Origin of the sequence: Lysinibacillus sp. NPDC093197 (assembly GCF_044754025.1) — a bacterium.
Lineage (GTDB): Bacteria > Bacillota > Bacilli > Bacillales_A > Planococcaceae > Lysinibacillus.
Map to the genome: position 1 here is coordinate 642,488 of NZ_JBIVOH010000002.1, position 19,025 is coordinate 661,512.

General features: G+C 33.3%; 20 protein-coding genes and 2 pseudogenes. 12 read left to right on the plus strand and 10 right to left on the minus strand.

All coding sequences use genetic code 11. The features are described from left to right. Positions 1-621: NEAT domain-containing protein (locus ACIP9G_RS09010; RefSeq protein ID WP_401018859.1), on the minus strand; the 621-nt coding region annotated here is incomplete at its 3' end. Positions 622-1,236: 615 nt separating this feature from the next. On the opposite strand from ACIP9G_RS09010, the gene ACIP9G_RS09015 reads away from it, so the two are divergent. From ACIP9G_RS09015 to ACIP9G_RS09025, 3 genes and pseudogenes are all read left to right on the plus strand, one after another. Next, the gene (locus ACIP9G_RS09015) at positions 1,237-1,812 is read left to right on the plus strand and encodes a LysE family translocator (protein ID WP_340825388.1); all 576 of its coding nucleotides are present in this window, start codon (positions 1,237-1,239) and stop codon (positions 1,810-1,812) included. 25 nt (positions 1,813-1,837) lie between these two features. After that, positions 1,838-2,614: an AraC family transcriptional regulator gene (locus tag ACIP9G_RS09020; protein ID WP_401018861.1), complete on the plus strand. Its 777-nt coding sequence runs from the start codon at positions 1,838-1,840 to the stop codon at positions 2,612-2,614. A 104-nt stretch (positions 2,615-2,718) separates the two neighbouring features. Further along, positions 2,719-3,126 (plus strand): annotated as a pseudogene (locus tag ACIP9G_RS09025) (DUF2000 family protein). 324 nt (positions 3,127-3,450) lie between these two features. Here the strand turns inward: ACIP9G_RS09025 and ACIP9G_RS09030 are convergent. From ACIP9G_RS09030 to ACIP9G_RS09040, 3 genes are all read right to left on the minus strand, one after another. Beyond that, entirely contained in the window at positions 3,451-3,681 is a 231-nt protein-coding gene (locus tag ACIP9G_RS09030; RefSeq protein ID WP_340825392.1) for a hypothetical protein, read from the minus strand. 24 nt (positions 3,682-3,705) lie between these two features. After that, positions 3,706-4,170 (minus strand): hypothetical protein, encoded by a 465-nt coding sequence (locus tag ACIP9G_RS09035; RefSeq protein ID WP_340825394.1) that lies wholly within the window; start codon positions 4,168-4,170, stop codon positions 3,706-3,708. A gap of 690 nt (positions 4,171-4,860) precedes the next feature. Continuing rightward, entirely contained in the window at positions 4,861-5,223 is a 363-nt protein-coding gene (locus tag ACIP9G_RS09040; protein ID WP_340825396.1) for a hypothetical protein, read from the minus strand. 390 nt (positions 5,224-5,613) lie between these two features. Between ACIP9G_RS09040 and ACIP9G_RS09045 the strand changes: the two genes are divergently transcribed. After that, positions 5,614-6,903: a hypothetical protein gene (locus ACIP9G_RS09045; RefSeq protein WP_401018864.1), complete on the plus strand. Its 1,290-nt coding sequence runs from the start codon at positions 5,614-5,616 to the stop codon at positions 6,901-6,903. A gap of 148 nt (positions 6,904-7,051) precedes the next feature. Here the strand turns inward: ACIP9G_RS09045 and ACIP9G_RS09050 are convergent, their stop codons facing one another. The 3 genes from ACIP9G_RS09050 to ACIP9G_RS09060 form a co-directional block, all read right to left on the minus strand. Beyond that, on the minus strand, positions 7,052-7,435 hold the full coding sequence (locus ACIP9G_RS09050; protein WP_340825400.1) for a type II toxin-antitoxin system HicB family antitoxin: 384 nt from the start codon (positions 7,433-7,435) through the stop codon (positions 7,052-7,054). A 50-nt stretch (positions 7,436-7,485) separates the two neighbouring features. Further along, positions 7,486-7,659, minus strand: coding sequence for a type II toxin-antitoxin system HicA family toxin (locus ACIP9G_RS09055; RefSeq protein ID WP_401018867.1), 174 nt, complete (start codon positions 7,657-7,659; stop codon positions 7,486-7,488). Positions 7,660-7,907: 248 nt separating this feature from the next. Continuing rightward, on the minus strand, positions 7,908-8,642 hold the full coding sequence (locus tag ACIP9G_RS09060) for a hypothetical protein (protein WP_401018869.1): 735 nt from the start codon (positions 8,640-8,642) through the stop codon (positions 7,908-7,910). 654 nt (positions 8,643-9,296) lie between these two features. On the opposite strand from ACIP9G_RS09060, the pseudogene ACIP9G_RS22695 reads away from it, so the two are divergent. Beyond that, a pseudogene (locus ACIP9G_RS22695) lies at positions 9,297-9,623 on the plus strand (Ltp family lipoprotein); the annotation flags it as partial. A 321-nt stretch (positions 9,624-9,944) separates the two neighbouring features. Here ACIP9G_RS22695 and ACIP9G_RS09070 read toward each other — a convergent pair. Then, positions 9,945-10,685, minus strand: coding sequence for a hypothetical protein (locus ACIP9G_RS09070; protein WP_401018872.1), 741 nt, complete (start codon positions 10,683-10,685; stop codon positions 9,945-9,947). Between the two features lie 373 nt (positions 10,686-11,058). Here ACIP9G_RS09070 and ACIP9G_RS09075 point away from each other — a divergent pair, with 373 nt between their 5' ends. Continuing rightward, positions 11,059-11,721: a CatB-related O-acetyltransferase gene (locus tag ACIP9G_RS09075; protein WP_401018873.1), complete on the plus strand. Its 663-nt coding sequence runs from the start codon at positions 11,059-11,061 to the stop codon at positions 11,719-11,721. A gap of 335 nt (positions 11,722-12,056) precedes the next feature. Beyond that, complete coding sequence (locus tag ACIP9G_RS09080) at positions 12,057-12,872, plus strand: hypothetical protein (protein ID WP_401018875.1); 816 nt, start codon at positions 12,057-12,059, stop codon at positions 12,870-12,872. A gap of 87 nt (positions 12,873-12,959) precedes the next feature. Here ACIP9G_RS09080 and ACIP9G_RS09085 read toward each other — a convergent pair whose 3' ends face one another. Next, on the minus strand, positions 12,960-13,109 hold the full coding sequence (locus tag ACIP9G_RS09085; RefSeq protein ID WP_401018876.1) for a hypothetical protein: 150 nt from the start codon (positions 13,107-13,109) through the stop codon (positions 12,960-12,962). Between the two features lie 280 nt (positions 13,110-13,389). Between ACIP9G_RS09085 and ACIP9G_RS09090 the strand changes: the two genes are divergently transcribed. The 5 genes from ACIP9G_RS09090 (at position 13,390) to ACIP9G_RS09110 (ending at position 17,747) form a co-directional block, all read left to right on the plus strand. After that, entirely contained in the window at positions 13,390-13,983 is a 594-nt protein-coding gene (locus tag ACIP9G_RS09090; protein WP_401018877.1) for a hypothetical protein, read from the plus strand. 343 nt (positions 13,984-14,326) lie between these two features. Then, positions 14,327-15,754, plus strand: coding sequence for a recombinase family protein (locus ACIP9G_RS09095; protein WP_401018878.1), 1,428 nt, complete (start codon positions 14,327-14,329; stop codon positions 15,752-15,754). Continuing rightward, complete coding sequence (locus ACIP9G_RS09100) at positions 15,738-15,911, plus strand: hypothetical protein (protein WP_340826544.1); 174 nt, start codon at positions 15,738-15,740, stop codon at positions 15,909-15,911. The genes ACIP9G_RS09095 and ACIP9G_RS09100 overlap by 17 nt, the downstream gene beginning before the upstream one ends. Positions 15,912-16,292: 381 nt before the next feature. Then, positions 16,293-16,829: a helix-turn-helix domain-containing protein gene (locus ACIP9G_RS09105; protein WP_340825417.1), complete on the plus strand. Its 537-nt coding sequence runs from the start codon at positions 16,293-16,295 to the stop codon at positions 16,827-16,829. A 57-nt stretch (positions 16,830-16,886) separates the two neighbouring features. Then, positions 16,887-17,747 carry a YitT family protein gene (locus ACIP9G_RS09110; RefSeq protein ID WP_401018880.1) on the plus strand — a complete coding sequence of 287 codons (861 nt, stop codon included), beginning with the start codon at positions 16,887-16,889 and terminating at the stop codon, positions 17,745-17,747. 51 nt (positions 17,748-17,798) lie between these two features. Here ACIP9G_RS09110 and ACIP9G_RS09115 read toward each other — a convergent pair whose 3' ends face one another. Next, on the minus strand, positions 17,799-18,977 hold the full coding sequence (locus tag ACIP9G_RS09115) for a YbfB/YjiJ family MFS transporter (protein WP_401018882.1): 1,179 nt from the start codon (positions 18,975-18,977) through the stop codon (positions 17,799-17,801). Positions 18,978-19,025: the final 48 nt, after the last annotated feature.

Below are 19,025 nucleotides of genomic sequence, written 5' to 3' on the forward strand. Positions count from 1 at the left end.
CTGTTCTTTTACCTCAGTTTGTTTTGTTTGCTGAGACTGTTCTTTTTGCTCAGTTTGGCCTGTTTGCTGAGACTGTTCTTTTTGCTTAGGTTGTGGTGTTTCTTCACAAACCCGTTTGCTCTCCGTAACATTTGAAAGTACTAGGTAAACAGTGTACCTATTGTCATATGTGAAAGGTATAGGTTTTTCCAATTTAACGTATATGTCAACCCAAGCTCGGATGGGGTTATTATATTGGTCGATTGCGAATGTATATACTTCGTTTTCTTCTTTATCTTTTTGCCTTTTAATAGCTTCTTTTAACTCACCACCCGACTCAACTTTAAAACCTCTGTACCATGTTGTAAACGCTTTTGGCACCGTAATATCTACCGTATAGCGACCATCTTGTTTTTTAATAGTAGCCTCTTTCTTTACATAGCCACTCTTAACCATTACTGAGTCTTCTTCCGTTACTGAATTATCTTGCGGATTAGCTTTTAAAACATTAAAATTTGCTGAGTAGTCAATTGTGCAACTAGCTTCGGTATTCTCTTCCGCCTTTACTTCCATGCCAAGGTAAGGTAATACTGCACCAAAAATGAGCAATACCATTGCTACATATTGTATAAATTTCTTCATACCTACTCTGCCCTCCTGAATATTAAAATTATTTTCAATCACTAGGAATCCAGAATTTTTGATTAGTTAAACCTATCTTGAGCGTTTCTACCTCCTTTTAAAGCTTTTACTAGTACTACCCCTAAATGATTACCATTCTCAATTAAGAACAAAAGAAAACATCTATGGTTAATTTCATAAATGTTTAAAAGTATACAACTTCCTCTAATTGATAATGATTCTCATTATAATTTTATTATATATTTCTCATTATTCTTGTCAAGAAAGTTAAAATATTTGGTTAGATATATTTTTGTGTCATTAAACTGTCACTTAAATATAAATTATAAAATCCATAAATCATGTAACTAGTTATATTTCTATTATGCCCTCAATCATTACCTTAAATCTTCAGTAGAATTATGTAGGTACTAATACTTTCATGCATTCGAATAATCACTGTTACTTCATATATTTACTCCATTTTTTTGTAGGAGAGCCTTCGCAAGCTATTTTGACATATTCCATTAATACTTAAAATTGTAGTGCTGTATTAAAGAATAAAAGCGCAATAACGTACTATATGTATTTTAGTATATATGATTATATGAGGATATCTTGAAAGGAGTGGTCCTCTTGAACATTACATCTTTTGTCTTTTACTGTTTTATTGTTACATTTACACCAGGGCCAACTAATATTGTTATATTATCTACTGTGCATAATTCTGGGACAAAAAAAGCAATGGAATATACTTATGGAGCAACGATTGCATTCGGTTTCTTACTTGCTATTTCTGCAATGTTAAATACGATATTGGCAACGATTATTCCTAAAATTTTAATTGTTATGCAGATCATTGGAAGCTTTTATATGTTGTATCTTGCTTATCAAGTTTATAAAATGGATTCATCAAAAACTAATGTAAACAAAACGGGTACCTTTATGTCAGGGTTCCTTACGCAGTTTTTAAATCCTAAAGTAGTGCTATTTACAATGACTGTCATTCCTACCTACATTATGCCCTATTATGTTTCAATACCTGCTGTTACAGTAGGTGTTCTCACTGTAACTGTTATTGGATTTTTAGCATTTATTACATGGGTACTTTTCGGCACAATCTTTAAGGAGTTTTTACAAAAGCATAAGAAAATAGTGAATTTATTGATGGCATTATTTTTACTTTATGCTGCAATCATGATATGGATATAGCTAAGCTATTTGAGAGGTGAATTACATGGATAAATTTATCTATAAAAAATCGGCAGGTATTACCGCTTTATCAGCAAGTATGACTGACTTTTCATATAAAAAGCACTCTCACAAAGAGTATGCAATCGGTGTTACATTACGTGGTATTCAACACTATAACTTAGAGGGCAGTTTACAATTGTCCTATCAAAACGGCATTATGATTTTTAATCCTGAACAGGTTCATGATGGAATGGCACATGACAAAACAGGTCTTGATTATATAATGCTATATATTGAGCCGGAATTGCTTTTAGAGGTTATTGAGAAAAAAGATTTCGTTCGTTTTTCAAACCCTATTGTTTATGATTATAGACTTCAATATAGAATAGTAAGTCTTGCTAATGCAATATTAAACGATAAAGATGAGGCATTGTGTAGTGAATTACTATTATCTCTCACAGATAACCTTGTTGAGACTGATTTTTCTACAGAATGGAAGAAAGATGACACTCTAATAAATAAAGCAAAGGATATGCTTCATACCGACTCAGAAAAAATACCTAGACTTGATGAAATTTGTAGAGAACTTGAATTATCGAAATTTAAGTTTATTCGATCTTTCAAGGCTCACACTGGCATTTCACCATACCAATATTTTCTTAACTGTAAGATAGAACGTGCAAAGCAGCTAATAGAAAAAAATAGAGATATTTATTCAGTTGTCGCTGAATGTGGTTTTGTTGATTTAACCCATCTAAATAAACATTTTAAAGGTGTTTATGGAACGACAGCGTTTGAGTATTTTTCATATGTAAATTGAACGTATTATCTTTCTTATTAGTATTTCGGATATCTCCGATTTTAATTACTCGATGCATTAGGTGGGAGATAATTTTCAGCATAAAAAAGAAAGGTGATGAGTTCATGGAATTTGATACAAAAATTAAAATTGTTTTAAAAGATGACCTTGAAATGTGGCAAAAATTGAACGTAACAGCATTCCTAATGAGTGGAATTGCGGGAACTCAAAACATTATTGGACAACTCTATTTAGATAAGGATAATGCTCAATATTTACCTATGTCACAGCAACCAGTTATGATCCATTCTTCTAGTGGTGAACGTTTGAATGAGCTTTTACAATAGGCTCTAACAAAAGATGTCGTTATTACAATTTACACTGAAGAATTGTTTAATACATATAATGACGAGGATAATCGTGCAATGGTCGCAAAATTCAAGACGAATGAACTAAATCTTGTTGGAGTCGGAATACGAGGCAAGAAAAATCATGTAGATAAATTACTAAAAGGCTATGATTTGCATAAATAAAAGAAACTAGATCTCAGTGACTCGGAAGATAATGTTTTTTATTTCGATAAGATTAGAGGCGCATGATGAAATAAAACGGTAGCCAATGCATTTTTCCACTGGCAACCGTTTATATTTTAATTAGTTATTTTCTATTTAGCAACTATTAAAACAATCGTTGATAAGAAGTTTAAAATCGGAATCTACTCATTCTGTTTCTTCCAAATACTTAAAAATTCAAAATATAAGATCAATGCAATTATAGGAAAGAAAAATATAAAAAGATTATGTTTTTTGATTTATTATAACACCTAGAACAATAGAACCTGTAGTCATTTTAGGTATTTACGGTATAGTTACCCATACTTTGTATCTACTTTCCCAGATTTCTGTATGAACTCTAAACTCTTTTATTTCTGCCAATCTAAATGCTAAAGAATATGCTATTTTATAATCTGGTGTATCATATCCATTATAAATTCTCCCATAAATCTCATTTGCTATTGAATCAGCCCACGTATCAGCCTCGTACATCGTATCAAAAATAACTTCTTCAACATTCCACTTAATTGTCATTTTCCCCACCCTTATCTTAAAGATTTAGTCCAGTGTACACGAAATCACAAGTTTATCGGAAGCTTTTGTGTTCATTGAGACAATTCCAAATTCTAATAGAATCCTATCACCTTTTTTAAGAATTCCACCACCTGGTTGACCTATAAACTGATAGTTTTTTAAATGACCATGAAAATTATAGTCTGGAGCTTGAATATGTGTTTTATATGGAGGATTTATAGCGTAGAAATTAACCCTTGATCTATTTAAGGTTACTCTTACCTTTGGACCATATTTTATTCTAGCTTCTTCATTTATGACTAATCCCCATGCTATAGAGCGCTCATTAGTATTGGGATATTTAGTTGTTTGAACTGTTGCATATGTATCTCCTTTGTTTCCGTAATAATACTTTGTGCAACTTTCGTCTGCTGAAATTAGTGAAGCGAAGCAGAAAAACAAAAGAAAAGATAACAATAATGTATAGTTAATTACTCTCTTACTAATCATTATATATACCTCCTTTTTTTCACAAAAATTTATGATTTTTTTCTTGCCTTCTGAAGAAAAATACTGTGAATTTTCAAATGCTTCAGTTATTAAAATGCAGGCTGTACAATAAAAGACTGAATAAATTTCTCACTCATTTACCTCATAGTTGATTTCATATATTAATTCACATGAGCACACATCCTTTCAAATAAAAATAAATTATTTTATAAAAGGTAGTATAAAATGATATAACCAAAGAGAAAAGTACGAATTTTTTTAATACTTTGTGAACAAGTGGTGTTCCACCTATTTATTGATTTCTTACTAATGATTTGATTTTCTTTCTAATAGGGCACTTTCCATTGTTGCGGCATTAAAGAAAACAATAATCTTTCTTAACTTTGAAAGAAAATAGCTTTAAAGCGTCCAACTAGTAGCTGTATTGACTACGTAAAAAATATATTAAATTAAAAACGGTCGATAAAAAGGTATTAGCACAACCTTTTTATCGACTTTTCTTATGCTTTATCTAATTCAGATACAACTTTTTCATCGTCCGTGTTGTGCTCTCCCTGTATGGGGTGTTTGAATAGCTGTACATAAAATTGCCTCTCTGCCCTATGTATAATTCAACGTTTCTACTTTTTTAATTCATTCCTCAGTTAGTCTATTTTAAAGACAATTTTGACTTAACTGTTTCTCTTAGTATTAATTTAACGGAATTGCTAATACATCTTGGTTTGCGTTAGGAATTGGTTGAGGATAGAATTCAACGCTTTCTCCAGTAAATTGATTTATATACTTTTCTGCTTCTTTGTATTGTTGTCTTAATCTTTTTTCAAATTCTTGTAGTGTCATATCTTGGACGCTATTTAAAAATTTATCTTTGTTTTTTTCTGGAATATACATTCTTACCCCATATTCATTACTTAAGTTTTCTAATATTTTTTTGTAAGGTATGAGTAATAGGTCAGGATCGTTGTCATATGTTGACTCAGCACGATAATGAGAAGTTGAACAAAAAACAGAAACCATTAGACAAATCAGTGTTATATTTATTACCTTTTTCATTTCTGTTCTCTCCTTTGTGTTCCTTTCCTTAATTTATCTGTCAAACTTAGTGAAGCCTATCACCTTTTACATTTTCACTCGCAGAAACATAGGTGATTAACAATAAGGAAATGATTAAACATTAAAAAGATATAAATCGTAACATCACAATTTTTTCCTTAACATTCCCCCTATATTCAGATTTACCTATATTAAAACATTAATTATGTAGTTTTGAACTTTAATATTTTACTTAAATTCTTGAAATATTTACGATTTAAAAATGGTAATTAATTCTTTTTTTATCAATTCTGATGCTATTCTACTTCAATCAAAATTTTTCAAAATCATCACCAACTTTTATTCCCTTCATATCCTATAGCATCAGGACGAATTTTGAGGGGGAACTATATGGGGATTGAACTTACTGCTCTCCATTGGATTTATGTTGTTTTTATTGTCTTAATTATTGGCTTTATGGTTAAACGACGGGATACTACCCTCATTTGCATTTTGGGCATATTCCTACTTGCGATTGTCGCTACTGGTGATCTCACTTCTTCAATAAGTGGTGTTTTTAACAGCTTTATTTACGCTATTACCGAGCTGTTATCTACCATTCTAATTATTTCCATTATTGTTGCGATGAGTCGTGTATTAATGACATCAGGTATTAATGAGGTCATGGTTGCACCATTTACAAAAATTATTAAAACACCGACACTTGCCTATTGGACGATTGGTATTTTAATGATGATTATTTCTTGGTTTTTCTGGCCATCTCCTGCTGTTGCACTATTAGGTGCTGTGCTTTTACCTGTAGCCATTCGTGCAGGCTTACCAGCGTTAGGTGTAGCAATGGCAATGAATTTATTTGGTCACGGAATTGCACTTTCTAGTGATTTTGTTATTCAAGGGGCTCCGAAGCTAACTGCTGATGCTGCGGGTATTCCAGTTGGAGACGTTATATCAGCCAGCATTCCACTCGTAATTACGATGGGGCTTGTTACAACAATTGTGGCTTTTTACTTATTAAAACGTGATATGAAACGTGGGACACTTCATTTTAAGACAGCACACGAAACAACAGATGGTATAGAGCAAGTGAAAGATGAACATTTATTAACATCCGGACAAAAACGATTTTTTGCCATCCTTATTCCAATCACTTTTTTACTCGATGTTATCGCCATGTCTGTATTGAAATTACAAGGCGGTGATGCCACTGCCCTTATTGGTGGAACAGCTGTCTTTATTTTATTAGTGCTCTGTCTTGTAGCACACAAAAAACAAGGATTTGAAAAATCGACAAGTTATTTAATTCAAGGATTCCAATTTGGATTTAGAGTATTTGGACCCGTTATCCCAATAGCAGCCTTCTTTTATCTTGGTGACTCAGGATTTACCAAAATTATTGGTGACTTTCTCCCTGCCGCTTCACATGGCATTGTGAATGATCTAGGCGTCGGCTTAGCCGCTGTTGTACCCTTAACGAAGGAAATTGCGGTCATTACCCTTGCAATCGTAGGTGCCATTACAGGTTTAGATGGCTCTGGCTTCTCTGGCATTTCGTTAGCTGGTTCTGTCGGTAGTTTATTCGGCAATGCTATTGGCGGAGGTACAGCAACCCTTACCGCACTCGGACAAATCACTGGCATTTGGGTGGGTGGCGGTACACCGTCACCAATGGAAGACATATGATAATGAGGCTTCTTATACAAGGCGTCAATTTAAGACAAAACGCAAAGAGTTCGAATAAAATAAAAAAACGGCTTGAAATTATCAAGCCGAAAATAAAAAGAGAGAGGTTAAATTATTAGTTAATTTATTATGTTACTTTGTATATTTATTATACTAATTTATCTTTTAAAGCATCCGTTAAAGTTTGGGAAAAGTTTATACCTTGTTTCATACCTAAATCATTTAAATAGCTAGGAATAGTTAAAGTTTTTTTAACTGGTGTTAAATCTAAAGCTTTCTTATGTGCCTCTATATCAACATCTACAAGTGTTACAATATCTTCTTCTTTTGGAGTAAAAGAAACAGTATACGGTTTATTTATTGGTTCATCTGCGAAAGCTATGGCATTACCTATATAATCCCTTGCATATTCAATAGCTTCAGCAATAGTTTCCCCTTGTGTAATCCCTTCAATATCAGGAATTGTCACTAAGTGAAATCCGTCTGCTGATAGGGGGGAAATAACCACAGGATATACTACAACATTTTTCATTTTCTACCTTCTTTCGTATCTATATTTAATGGGCTTGAAAGCCAACCCTTTTACAGTTTGTGCTTTTTGATTAGCCCTTTTGCTAAATCTTCATTAACTTCTCTATGCCTTGGGATTTGTTCTTTCTTGCCTGTTGGTGATACCCAAATATCATGTTTACCGCCATGGGTTAAGAATTTCCACCCTTTAGCCGTGAAGCGTTTCTCTAACTCTCTCTTTTTCATTTTTTAACCCCTTTCCGCTATACGTATATTATACGTATAGAAAAGAAAAGAATCAATGAATTTATACGTATTGTTTACGTATAACTAAAATATTATGCAGCACATAATTTATATATGAAATTGACAATTTCCCTTTATGTACCCTTTATTATCACAACCCAACGGATTCAACAATAAAGCCCAGGCTCAAATTCCAAGTCCCTGGGCTTTAAACTATATAAGCATGTATTTTCTACTATTTTAGCACGTTAATAAATCGGTTTTAAAATACCTATTGGAAGCCATTTGCATTGTTCGTCTTTTGCATCCAGGTCTTCTTTTACACATAGAAATGCATTAATGGAATCACTTACTGAATAAACTATGCTGCCTTTTGGCATCGCTTTTTCCGTTTTGGAACCTTCTAATGGATAGGTTTTCGCTTCAGAGTCTTCCGTTACCTCATAACGAACACCGGCTTTTTTAAATTTTGTATCAAGAACTTTCATATCTGAACCAGGATAATGCTTTTCGCACTTCAAGCCATTTCCAGTGTCCCTACAATATCTCAACATTTGATCACCATTCATATCTGTGATGGATGTATCTCGCCATTCCGTAAAGAGCTTGCCGTATTCTCCGCTATTACGATTGATATTGATATACGTTACATTTGCATAGAAAGATGCGCGAATTTTCATCGGTATCTCTTTAAAAACTACTAGATTTGTTGCTTGTACACGATATGGCCCCATTTGATAAAATGTTTTGCCATCATATTTTTCAATTTCATACGTTTTAAAATAATTATTACGCTTCACCACTAACGAATCAAATGTACCATCTTCATTTTTCTTATATATCTTAATATCTTTTGTAAAAGTCATTTTCCCCGTTTGGTCTTTATGCACCTCGGCTCCATCAAACCTAATAGCCTCTGATTTTGTTGGATTCACGATTACAAATACAAATGCTGCTAATAACACGATAAATAATTTTTTCATTATGCTCCTCCTACTCATTTTTGTAGCTCATTTCTTTGCCTACTAATATCGTATTATTTTATCAATAGAATACCCATTCTTTAGCAAATATTTTAAAACCAATATCAATAATAGGCTTTAATAATATAAAATCGTTTATTTTTATATATACTTTTTCCAATTTTACCAATAAAATAGTTAATAAGGAGCGTGGATATATTCATGGATAATTTATTATTAATTGTAGCAATGTTAAGTTTTTTAGCTGTTATAGTTTTTGCAATTATGGCTATTGTTCAATTTATTAAAAAAGATGTTTCAAAAGCTAAAAAGCAAATTAAGTTTACTGGAATATCAGTAGCGGTAATGATTGTATCCTTTATTGGTTTTGGCATGACAGCAGATCCAGTAGAAATAACAGAAAAAGAAGATACACAAAAACAAGTAGAAACTGTAGCGAAAGTGGAAGAAACGCCAGAAGAAAAAGCTGCCCGTGAGGCGAAGGAAGTAGAAGAAAAAGCGTTAGCAGAACAAAAAGCTAAAGAGAAAGCAGAAGCACAAGCTAAAGCAGATGCAGAGGCTAAAGCTAAGGCAGATGCAGAAGCTAAAGCAGAGGCCAAAGCTAAAGCAGAGGCCAAAGCTAAAGCAGAAGCTAAGGCAAAAGCAGAAGCAGAAGCTAAGGCAAAAGAGGCAAGTGTCCCACGTGAGCATAAGTCGGCGTTAAAAAAAGCAGAGCAATATGCTAAAACGATGCATATGTCAAAGGCAGGGATTTACGATCAATTAACATCGGAATATGGGGAGAATTTCCCGGCGGATGCTGCTCAATACGCTATAAATAATATTGTATTTGATTGGAAAGAAAATGCATTGAAAAAAGCTAAATCGTACGCAGATATGATGAATATGTCAAATTCGGCTATTTACGATCAATTAATATCTGAATACGGAGAAAAATTCACCAAAGAAGAAGCTCAATATGCTATTGATAATTTAGAATAAACACAACCGCATGTAACTGTGTAAGACACAATACAAGTCACTCACCCGAGTGGCTTTTTGTAATAAGAAGATGAATCATTGAGATATATTACTGGATTAATTGGACTTATTTTAGTCTTCTTCGGCAATTTATTAATGAGTATAACCGATAGTGACATAACCACATATAACTTTAAAGACATTTGGGTTTATTTATTTTATAATCGGATTAAAAATTTTATTTCCTAACTTAAACTTTTTAAAGAAAAATAATAACCAAGATGATGATTAAGCTATCTTGGTTATTTTAAAGCAACTCCTAAAGTTATTTAAAAGAGAGCTTTATTTATCTCCGACTAACTTTAATACATTATCAGGTAGCCAAACATAATAGTCTTTTTCCGTTACAAAGACTAATACATACCCGTTAATAATTAACCCACCTGTGACAAAAATGCTTCCCTTTTCATACATGACATCTGGTTGCGATTCTTTTAATGGATCGCGTTTTCCTATTGTATTTTCTATTAGCTCATAACGCTTTTCTTCTCCTAGTATCGTGTCAGCAATTTTAAGATCTGTACCAAGATAACGTCTACAAGAATCGTAAGTCCCATCATTAATGTCATCGCAATATTCCACTATTTGTCCATTTGGGGTATCCTTAAAATAAATAGACAAGGAGTCCTCTTTTCTGAAGTACCTTCCATAATTTCCATTCTCACGATTTATATTAATATACGATGGATTTTGATAGAAGGAAGCACGAATTTTTAATGGGACTTCTTTGAACACTACTAAATCTGTGGCTTGTACCCGATATTGCCCCATCTGATAAAAAGTTTTACCATCATATTTTTCAATATCATATGTTCTAAAGAAGTTATTTCGCTTTACTACTAACGAATCAAATGTGCCGTTTGGATTTTTCTTATATACCTTGATATCCTTTGTAAAAGTCATTTTCCCTGTTTGACCTTTGACAACTTCTGCTCCATCATGCATTACTTTTGCTTCTGTTATTGTCGGATGAATTACTGCTACTACTAGTGCAGCTAAAAACACCATAATTAATTTTTTCATTATTCTCCTCCTTCACAGCTTTATGTTAATTTCCATATACTAACATTGTAATATTTTATCAATAGCAATGAAGTGTGTCAAAAAAATAACAAAATTAACGAGTTTTTCCACAAAATATTTTCATCCATCTACCCTTCTCGTTAATTTTCTAAACGCTATTTCACGTTGTACTATTTGTAGAAGACTACAGAAGAAATAGTATTAACCTATACCTTTCATTGACACAATAATTATTTTAAGTTACTATTTCCTCATTAAATGTGAGAGGTTGAGGACGATGATCCGTCGTTTAAGAAAACTTAAAAACGTCGCTGTGCGATTAAGCTTCTAGGTAGATAAATTAAACTAATTACTTAGAAGCGAGGTACGCATAATGAACAATCAAAAATATAATCATTGGTCAGAAATTAAATATATTAAAGATTTAGTGACAAATCCGCTCATTGAAGTTGGAGACTATTCATACTACTCGGGTTATTATGGAAATCAAAATTTTGAGGACGGGTGTGTCAGATACCTTTGGGGTGACAATAAATCTCGTGAGTTATTTAATCCTATTAATGATTTTGGTTGGCATTTAGACAAACTGATTATCGGAAACTACGTTTGTATTGCAAGTGGTGTCATCATTTTAATGGGTGGTAATCATAATCACCATTCAGAATGGATAACAGTGTATCCTTTTACGGAACAAATAGAACGTTCTTATGAGCCAAAAGGAGATACGGTTATTAAAAGTGATGCCTGGATTGGAATGAACGCAATGATAATGCCTGGGGTTACTATCGGTGAGGGTGCGATTATTGCTGCAGGATCTGTTGTATTAAAAGATGTTCCGCCTTATACGATTGTCGGTGGAAATCCAGCTAAAGAAATACGAAAACGTTTTTCAGATTTAGAAATAGATAAATTATTAGAAATGCGTTGGTTTGATTGGGAACGAGAGAAAATTGAAAAGGCTATTCCTTTGTTATCAAATGGTTCCATCGATCAATTGTATGATTTCTATTTAAATGAAGTAAAATCTACTAAATAGTGAGGTCTATCACACCGTAAGCGCGGAGTGACCACGTATTCCAAGTCGCTGACATTCGCTCCAATCAACAGTATAAAAAGTATCTAGAGTAAAACTACTTGGTACTTTTTTTCAATACGCTATAACTACATCTAAATTAGATGTAGTTATAGCGTATTTCTAATTTTTAATTAAAAAACCAAATACTCTTTTAAAATGTCTATCTAACATGGCTCTATATTGAATAGAAAAATCTCGCATTATGAAATACCCTTTTTCTTCATTATTTTATTAACAAATACCTCTTTTAAACATCTAAAATATGGTATAATTTTTAATAAAAGGAGGTTTTATTAATGAAAAGACTATCATTACCTTTAGTTACAAGCAGTTTTCTTATATCAATGTTATTTACCCCCGTACTAACGGAAACTGTAAACGCTAAAGAAGTTGATCAGAAAGTAGAATCTACAGTTAAGTTTAATAAAAACCAAAAGAAAAAAGATAACACTAATGAAATGGAAGCTAAAAAAGTTGAGACTAAAATTGAATCAGCTAGTCAGTTAAAATCATATTTAAAAGAAAAGTACCCAGAATTAATAACCGAAATTGTTACTGTAAAATTTGAATACAAGGTGATTGAAAATGATGATTTAAAATTGCCATATGATTATTTTATAAACTATCATTTGTCTCTTTCGCCGTGGGAATTAAATTTTGAATCTGCAATGAATAAACACTTAAGATCCATTAAATATCAAGATACTGCCAAAGAGGATGTAGCTAAAGCGAGACAACAGCTAAATGATTTTATAGAAACAATGGCTAAAGATGTAATAGAAAAAATGCCAAACAAAAAAATACTAGGGCAAAATTACGAGGATTGGTATACATACCCTAATATAAAAATAGGTTTGCAGTCATTAAAACAATATAGCTGGACTAATTATGAACCACTTAGTATGAATCATGTTTGGGTTGAACGACCAGAAGATTATGATAATATAATGCGACCAAGCCGTGATCCGTCTTCCCCAACAGTAATTCAATATGCTCGTGAAGAACAAGAAAGATACAACTATACTATTGATTATTTTCTTCTAAAATATAATGACTTCAAAATTACTGAATTTGGTTGGAGGAAATTTTTAGATGGCTATAATAAATATTAATAGTTTAGTTATTAATTAGCACCTAATTAGGTGCTTTTATTTTTTTAATAAAAGTATTTAAACTTGTACTAAAATCTTTAAACTTCGCTATTTCGCGCAATCGTCTTTATAAACCGTAATGCCACCCACTGTTAGGTCCTTTAGTGTTACCTTCCTTCCGTATTCACGAGACAGAATGCTTTCAATTATTGGAAATAATTTCCTCACTTTATCTTCTGTCATTTTGACTATCGTCATTCCCCACACTCCTTTTTATCAGAATATGTCGAATAGGCTTGTCACTTTCGTTAAGACAAATTTCAAATTAGATACTTGGCAAGCGCTCCTTCTTTCTTAATCATTTCAGGGCAGTTTCTCCTCAACATACAATTTCCCCGATGTAGTTACTGCCAGACAATATTGAATACCAACTAAATCCAATGTACTATCTCCATTCGATTCACTTTCTGTTAAAATGATTTTAGAAAGGGAGTGATTGAAAATAACGACAGTGGAAAAGGAGAAATTGTCTGTCGGTTTGACACAATTTATTGATTTCACAGTTAGGCAAACAATGTTAGCAAAGATGAATAAAATTACTGAAATTAAAAATCAAGGGGATTATCATCCAGTAAAAGATCATTGGAAACAATTAAGAGAACGAATTAAATTATGCTATGAGAAAAATCAATCTCTAGAAAATTTAGATTCGTTGCTGACTGAAGTTCATGAGAGAAAAATTAATTCCTATACCCAAGCAATAAAGGCATTTAAAAAATTTACTCGTAAAAAGGAAATTGAATGGTTTGATCCACCTAAATCAATGTGGACATCTACTAATGGTTTAGTTGTTCGTTCGTCTCCCGAATTAGGTTTAATTATTGATGGCATACCTCACTTAATAAAATTGTTTTTTAAAGGGAACACTGAAAAAATTAATGAACGGAACATTCAACCAATTCTCACTTTAATGTTAGAAGCACAATGTAATGACCCTACCCCATCAAATATTGTATATGCTGTGTTAAACGTTAAAACAGCTAAATTACATGTAGCTACTCAAACAGACCCGAAAATTCTTCAAGCACTCCAGCTAGAAGCACAAACATACGAAAATATTTGGAGAAATTAAGCGTCTAATCCATTTCATTTTTTAAAACATATATAATTTGTGCGCATTGCATTGCTTACACTTCCCTCACTACACCCATTACCCAATTTAACAAATGCTATAATCCAACCTTTTTTCATGCTTGCTGAAGCTGGTGCCATTACCATACGACTGTTGTTTAATTGACTAAAGGCTAGAGCCTGAACATATAACAGGCTCTTCCTGTCATAAAAATTCATATCCGCTACTTGAAATGATAAAAATTTTTATTCTAAATCCAAACATCCATATACATATAAAAGTATTATTTCTATAGCTAGCAAAATATATAAAAGAAAGGAAGCTTAGAAGGAGTGAAATACTTATGAAATGCGTCATCTATGTTCGAGTCAGCACGGAAGAACAGGCTAAACATGGGTTTTCAATCGCTGCGCAAATTGAAAAATTGGAAGCTTATTGTGTTTCACAAGGATGGGAAATTGTTGAGGAGCCCTACATCGATGATGGGTATTCTGCTAAAGATTTAAATAGGCCATATTTTCAGGCTATGGTTGAGCGCATTCAGCAAGGCGGTATTGATGTCCTTCTTGTATATAAGCTTGATCGCTTAACTCGCTCTGTCCCTGATCTTCATACAATTTTAGCTGAGTTAGAGCAATACGAATGTAAATTTAAATCCGCTACAGAAGTTTACGATACGACAAATGCAATGGGACGTTTATTTATTACACTTGTTGCTGCAATTGCGCAGTGGGAGCGAGAAAATACAGCAGAACGTGTGCGTTTTGGAATGGAGAAGAAAGTGAAGTTAGGTCACTGGAAAGGTGGCACGCCCCCCCTCGGCTACCAAGTAGTAGATGGTGAATTAGTTATCGATGAAGCAGAGGCTCAAATTGTGAAGGATATATTTAAGTTAGCAAGATCATTAGGGTTTTACTCCCTTGCCCGTCAATTAACGAATAAAGGAATCCCCACTCGAAAAGGCGGACAATGGCATGTCGATAGTGTGCGAGATATTGCCAATAATCCGACGTACGCTGGTTATTTAATGTTTAGCTCTAATCCGAAAGACATAAAAAAGCCTCCTCGTGAACGGGTACTATTTGAAGGCAATCATAAACGCATTATAGATCGCGATGAATTTTGGGAGTTACAAGATTTGTTAGAAAAGCGCAAAATCTTAGGAGGGAAACGAGAATCGAGCAATTACTATTTTTCCTCGCTATTAAAATGTGCACGGTGTGGGCATGCGATGTCGGGGCACAAAGCCGGTAAGAAAAAAACGTATCGATGTTCCGGAAAGAAAGCTGGAAAAGCTTGTACCAGTCATATGATTTTAGAAAGCAATTTAGTGCAAACCCTTTTAGCAAAATGGGATGACTTAGTAGGTGGACATTTTCAAAGTAATGAAGGAGACGCCACATTTCCTATGGCACAACTTACCGCATTACAACAAGAATTATCCATTGTTCAAAAACTCTCTCACAAGAAAAAGACAATGTTTGAGCATGATGTTATCGGGATTGATGAGTTAATTCATGAAAGTGAAAAGCTTCGTAACAAAGAAAAAGAGATTCAAGAAAAGCTAAAAAAATTACAGCACCAGGATCAGCGTCAACATATAGAAATCCGGACTGTTATCCGCAATATTGATACACTATGGTTGAATGCCGATGATAACGAACGTAAACAATTAATGACCACCATCTTTGAGCAAATTATCGTTGATACAAAGGATGATTATACGAGCAGTAAACAAGCAAGAGAAATTATAATTGTTGCAGCTAAATAATATGTCTTTTATTGGTGGCAGTACACTTATACCATGGGCGCTCATTCCCGCAGCTGCTATTTGTAACGTCAGTCCATTTGAGCTTGCACGGCGTAATTTATTGCCTGTAGCGATAGGACTTCTTGTCACAACCATTGTTGCGTTATTTTTAATTTAATATCATCTGAGAATAAAATAAAAACTGATTATATGTTTTTCGGCACAAGGCATCGAGAAGTTTAACTTGATGCCTTTTATTCTGTTTATTTGAGTGTAGGCTACGTTACTGTCTAAAGTTGCCTGCACAGTAAATCCCCTCACGGAAATCAACAGCAATTCACCTTACATAATTCTTCGTAGTGAAAAATATTGATTTCATCTAAATCGCCTTTTTACTTAACAAACGAATAATATTATCATATTCATATAATAATTTCCTTAGCTTTTTACTGTACATCTGTTTAAAAATATATTATATTTTTTGATAATGTTCTCACATTGATAACATTTGATTTTTTCCATTGATACCATCTCTTTTCTTCAGATAGGGGGCTCGATTATGCTTAATAAAGCGGAGGTTTTAATGCATCCTGTAAGAATGAAAATTTTACAGGCACTGATGCATAATACAGAAGAAGGTTTAAGTACGTTAGAGATGATTTCTTTAATTAAAGATGTACCGCAAGCTACTTTATATCGCCATATTCAAATATTAATGGATGAAAACATTATTCAAATTGTAAAAGAACGCAAAGTACGTTCTGTTACGGAAAAATTTTATGCTTTAAATGAGGGAGCAGCAAAAATAGATGCAGAGGAGTGGTCCAAGCTAACGAAAAAGCAAAAACTCAACTATATTTCCTACTATCAACTAGCATTACTGTCTCAATATCAAAATTATTTAAACTTATTTGAAGAAGATTGCGTCGAGGATACAGCTACTTTTTCATTACTTGACTTATCTTTAACAAAGGAACAGTTTAACAACTTTCAAAATGATTTAAATGATTTATTAACGAGATACTATAATATGTCCGATTCAAGCAATAAGACTGAAACAAAAACAATTGCATTAAATATTATTCCAAAATCTTAAGTAACAATTTCTAGGCAAGATAACTGGATTTAAATTGTAAAGAAATGGAGAAGATTTATGAAAAAAGGCAAGTCAGTTGAAAATAAAAGAAAATTTATCATGATTATTATAGGCGCAATCATCGCAGCATATGGACTGGAAGCGGTATTAATACCGAACAATGTTATTGATGGCGGCGTAACAGGTATTAGTATTATGGGTGCCCACTTATTCGGCATTCCGTTAGGGGTGCTACTCTTTGTACTTAATATCCCGTTTATTTATATTGGCTACAAACAAGTAGGAAAAACATTTGCATTAATGAGTAGTACTGGGATAGCTGCTTTATCGATTTCCACAGTTCTTTTACATGATGTTAAAACAATTTTAGGTCCAGAAGATCCTTTATTAATTGTCTTATCAGGTGGTATGTTACTCGGAATTGGAATAGGTATTGTCTTACGTAACGGTGGTGCATTAGATGGCTCTGAAGTGTTAGCCGTACTATTATCACGTAAAATTCCGTTTTCAGTCGGAGATATTATATTATTTATTAATGCCTTTATCTTCTTAGGTGCAAGCTTTATTTTCGGATTAGAAAGTGCATTATATTCAGCCTTAACGTACTATATTGCGAAAAACGTTATTGATATTATTCAAGTTGGTTTAGAAAAATCAAAAGATGTCCGCGTTGTCAGTGCCAAATCTGAGGAGATTGGTGATGCCATTCAAGCTCGTCTAGGTCGTGGTGTAACTTATACACAAGGGCGCGGCGGCTTTTCAAACGAACCAACCGAAATTTTAAACTGTGTCATTAACCGTATGGAAGAAAATAAGCTTGTGACAATTATTAAAGATATTGATAGCAGTGCTTTTGTCGTTATTTCTGATGTTTCAGAAGTTCGCGGTGGGAATTTCAAAAAACGAGATATTCACTAATACTAGAAGTAAGCAAGTGTTTTACTTGCTTACTTCTTTTTATTAATTGCATTAAAGTGAGTTCGCTATTACTTTTTCATATTTTATACCTTTTATTAGGCATAACGCACCTACTAATACAACAGCTGATGCACCTATTAACGCATATTGATAACTGTCTGTATAGTTGGCCAATGTTCCTGCGAGTGAAGGTCCAAGCAATTGCCCTAGCGCATAGCCTGCTGTTAAAAAACCTAATATTTTATGACTATTTATAGGGACAATTTGCTTTGCTAAAGTAGTTGCTACTGTTGTAATCCCCATAAATGTAGCACCGAACACAAAAGCACTTATATAAAGTGTAACAGTATTTGTTGTAAATGCTGGTAGGACAATGCCAAATGTCTGCAACAACATAGCTATGAATAATGTTTTTACATAACCCCAACGTTGTGCGAGTTTTGACCAAATAAAGCAAGATGGAATTGCTGCAATCCCAACGACAAACCACACAAAGACTGCATCGCCCTGAAAGCTTGTTGATTCTTTTGCAATGGATACAATGAAAGTTCCAGTAATAATATAGCCGAGTCCTTCTAGACTATAGGCAAGTACTAGCCATTTTATCCAACTTGTCGGTATGGATGTTCGTATTACAGTAGCTTCACTAGGTTCCTGTTGTGTGTTAGGTATAATTGGCTTTATAAAAGCTACAATGAAGATTAGCAAGATACTACTGAATAAGGCTAAGGCAATCCAAGTACCATACCAGTTAAATAAAGCATATATTGGTGATACAATTAAAGCACTTAAGGCAATCCCTATCCCAACACCACTATAAAAAATACCTGATAAGTGTGATTTCCTGCTATTAGCTAATTGATCAAGCACTAGACTTGCAGCAACGACAAAAATAAAGGCACTCATTACCCCAGAAATAAACCGAAGCACATACCAAACAAAAATTGCATCAGTGCACCCCATTAAACCAGTTGTTACAATACTCATAACTAATGCTAGTTGTAAGAAGGGAATCCGTTTCTCTTGTATTTGTAGACGGCCAACAATAATTGCACCTACAAAATAGCCTAAATAGTTGCTCGTAGCTAAAAAACCTGCAGTTGCTCGACTAAATGCAAATGCTTCCTGCATGTACGGTAAAATGACCGTATACGAAAAGCGACTAATGCCCATTGCAACAATGAATGCAAATACTCCTCCTATTAAATAATGAATTGTTTGCTTGTTCATATTTCCCCTCCCTCTCACATTCACTATAACTAATATTTTGGTATCACA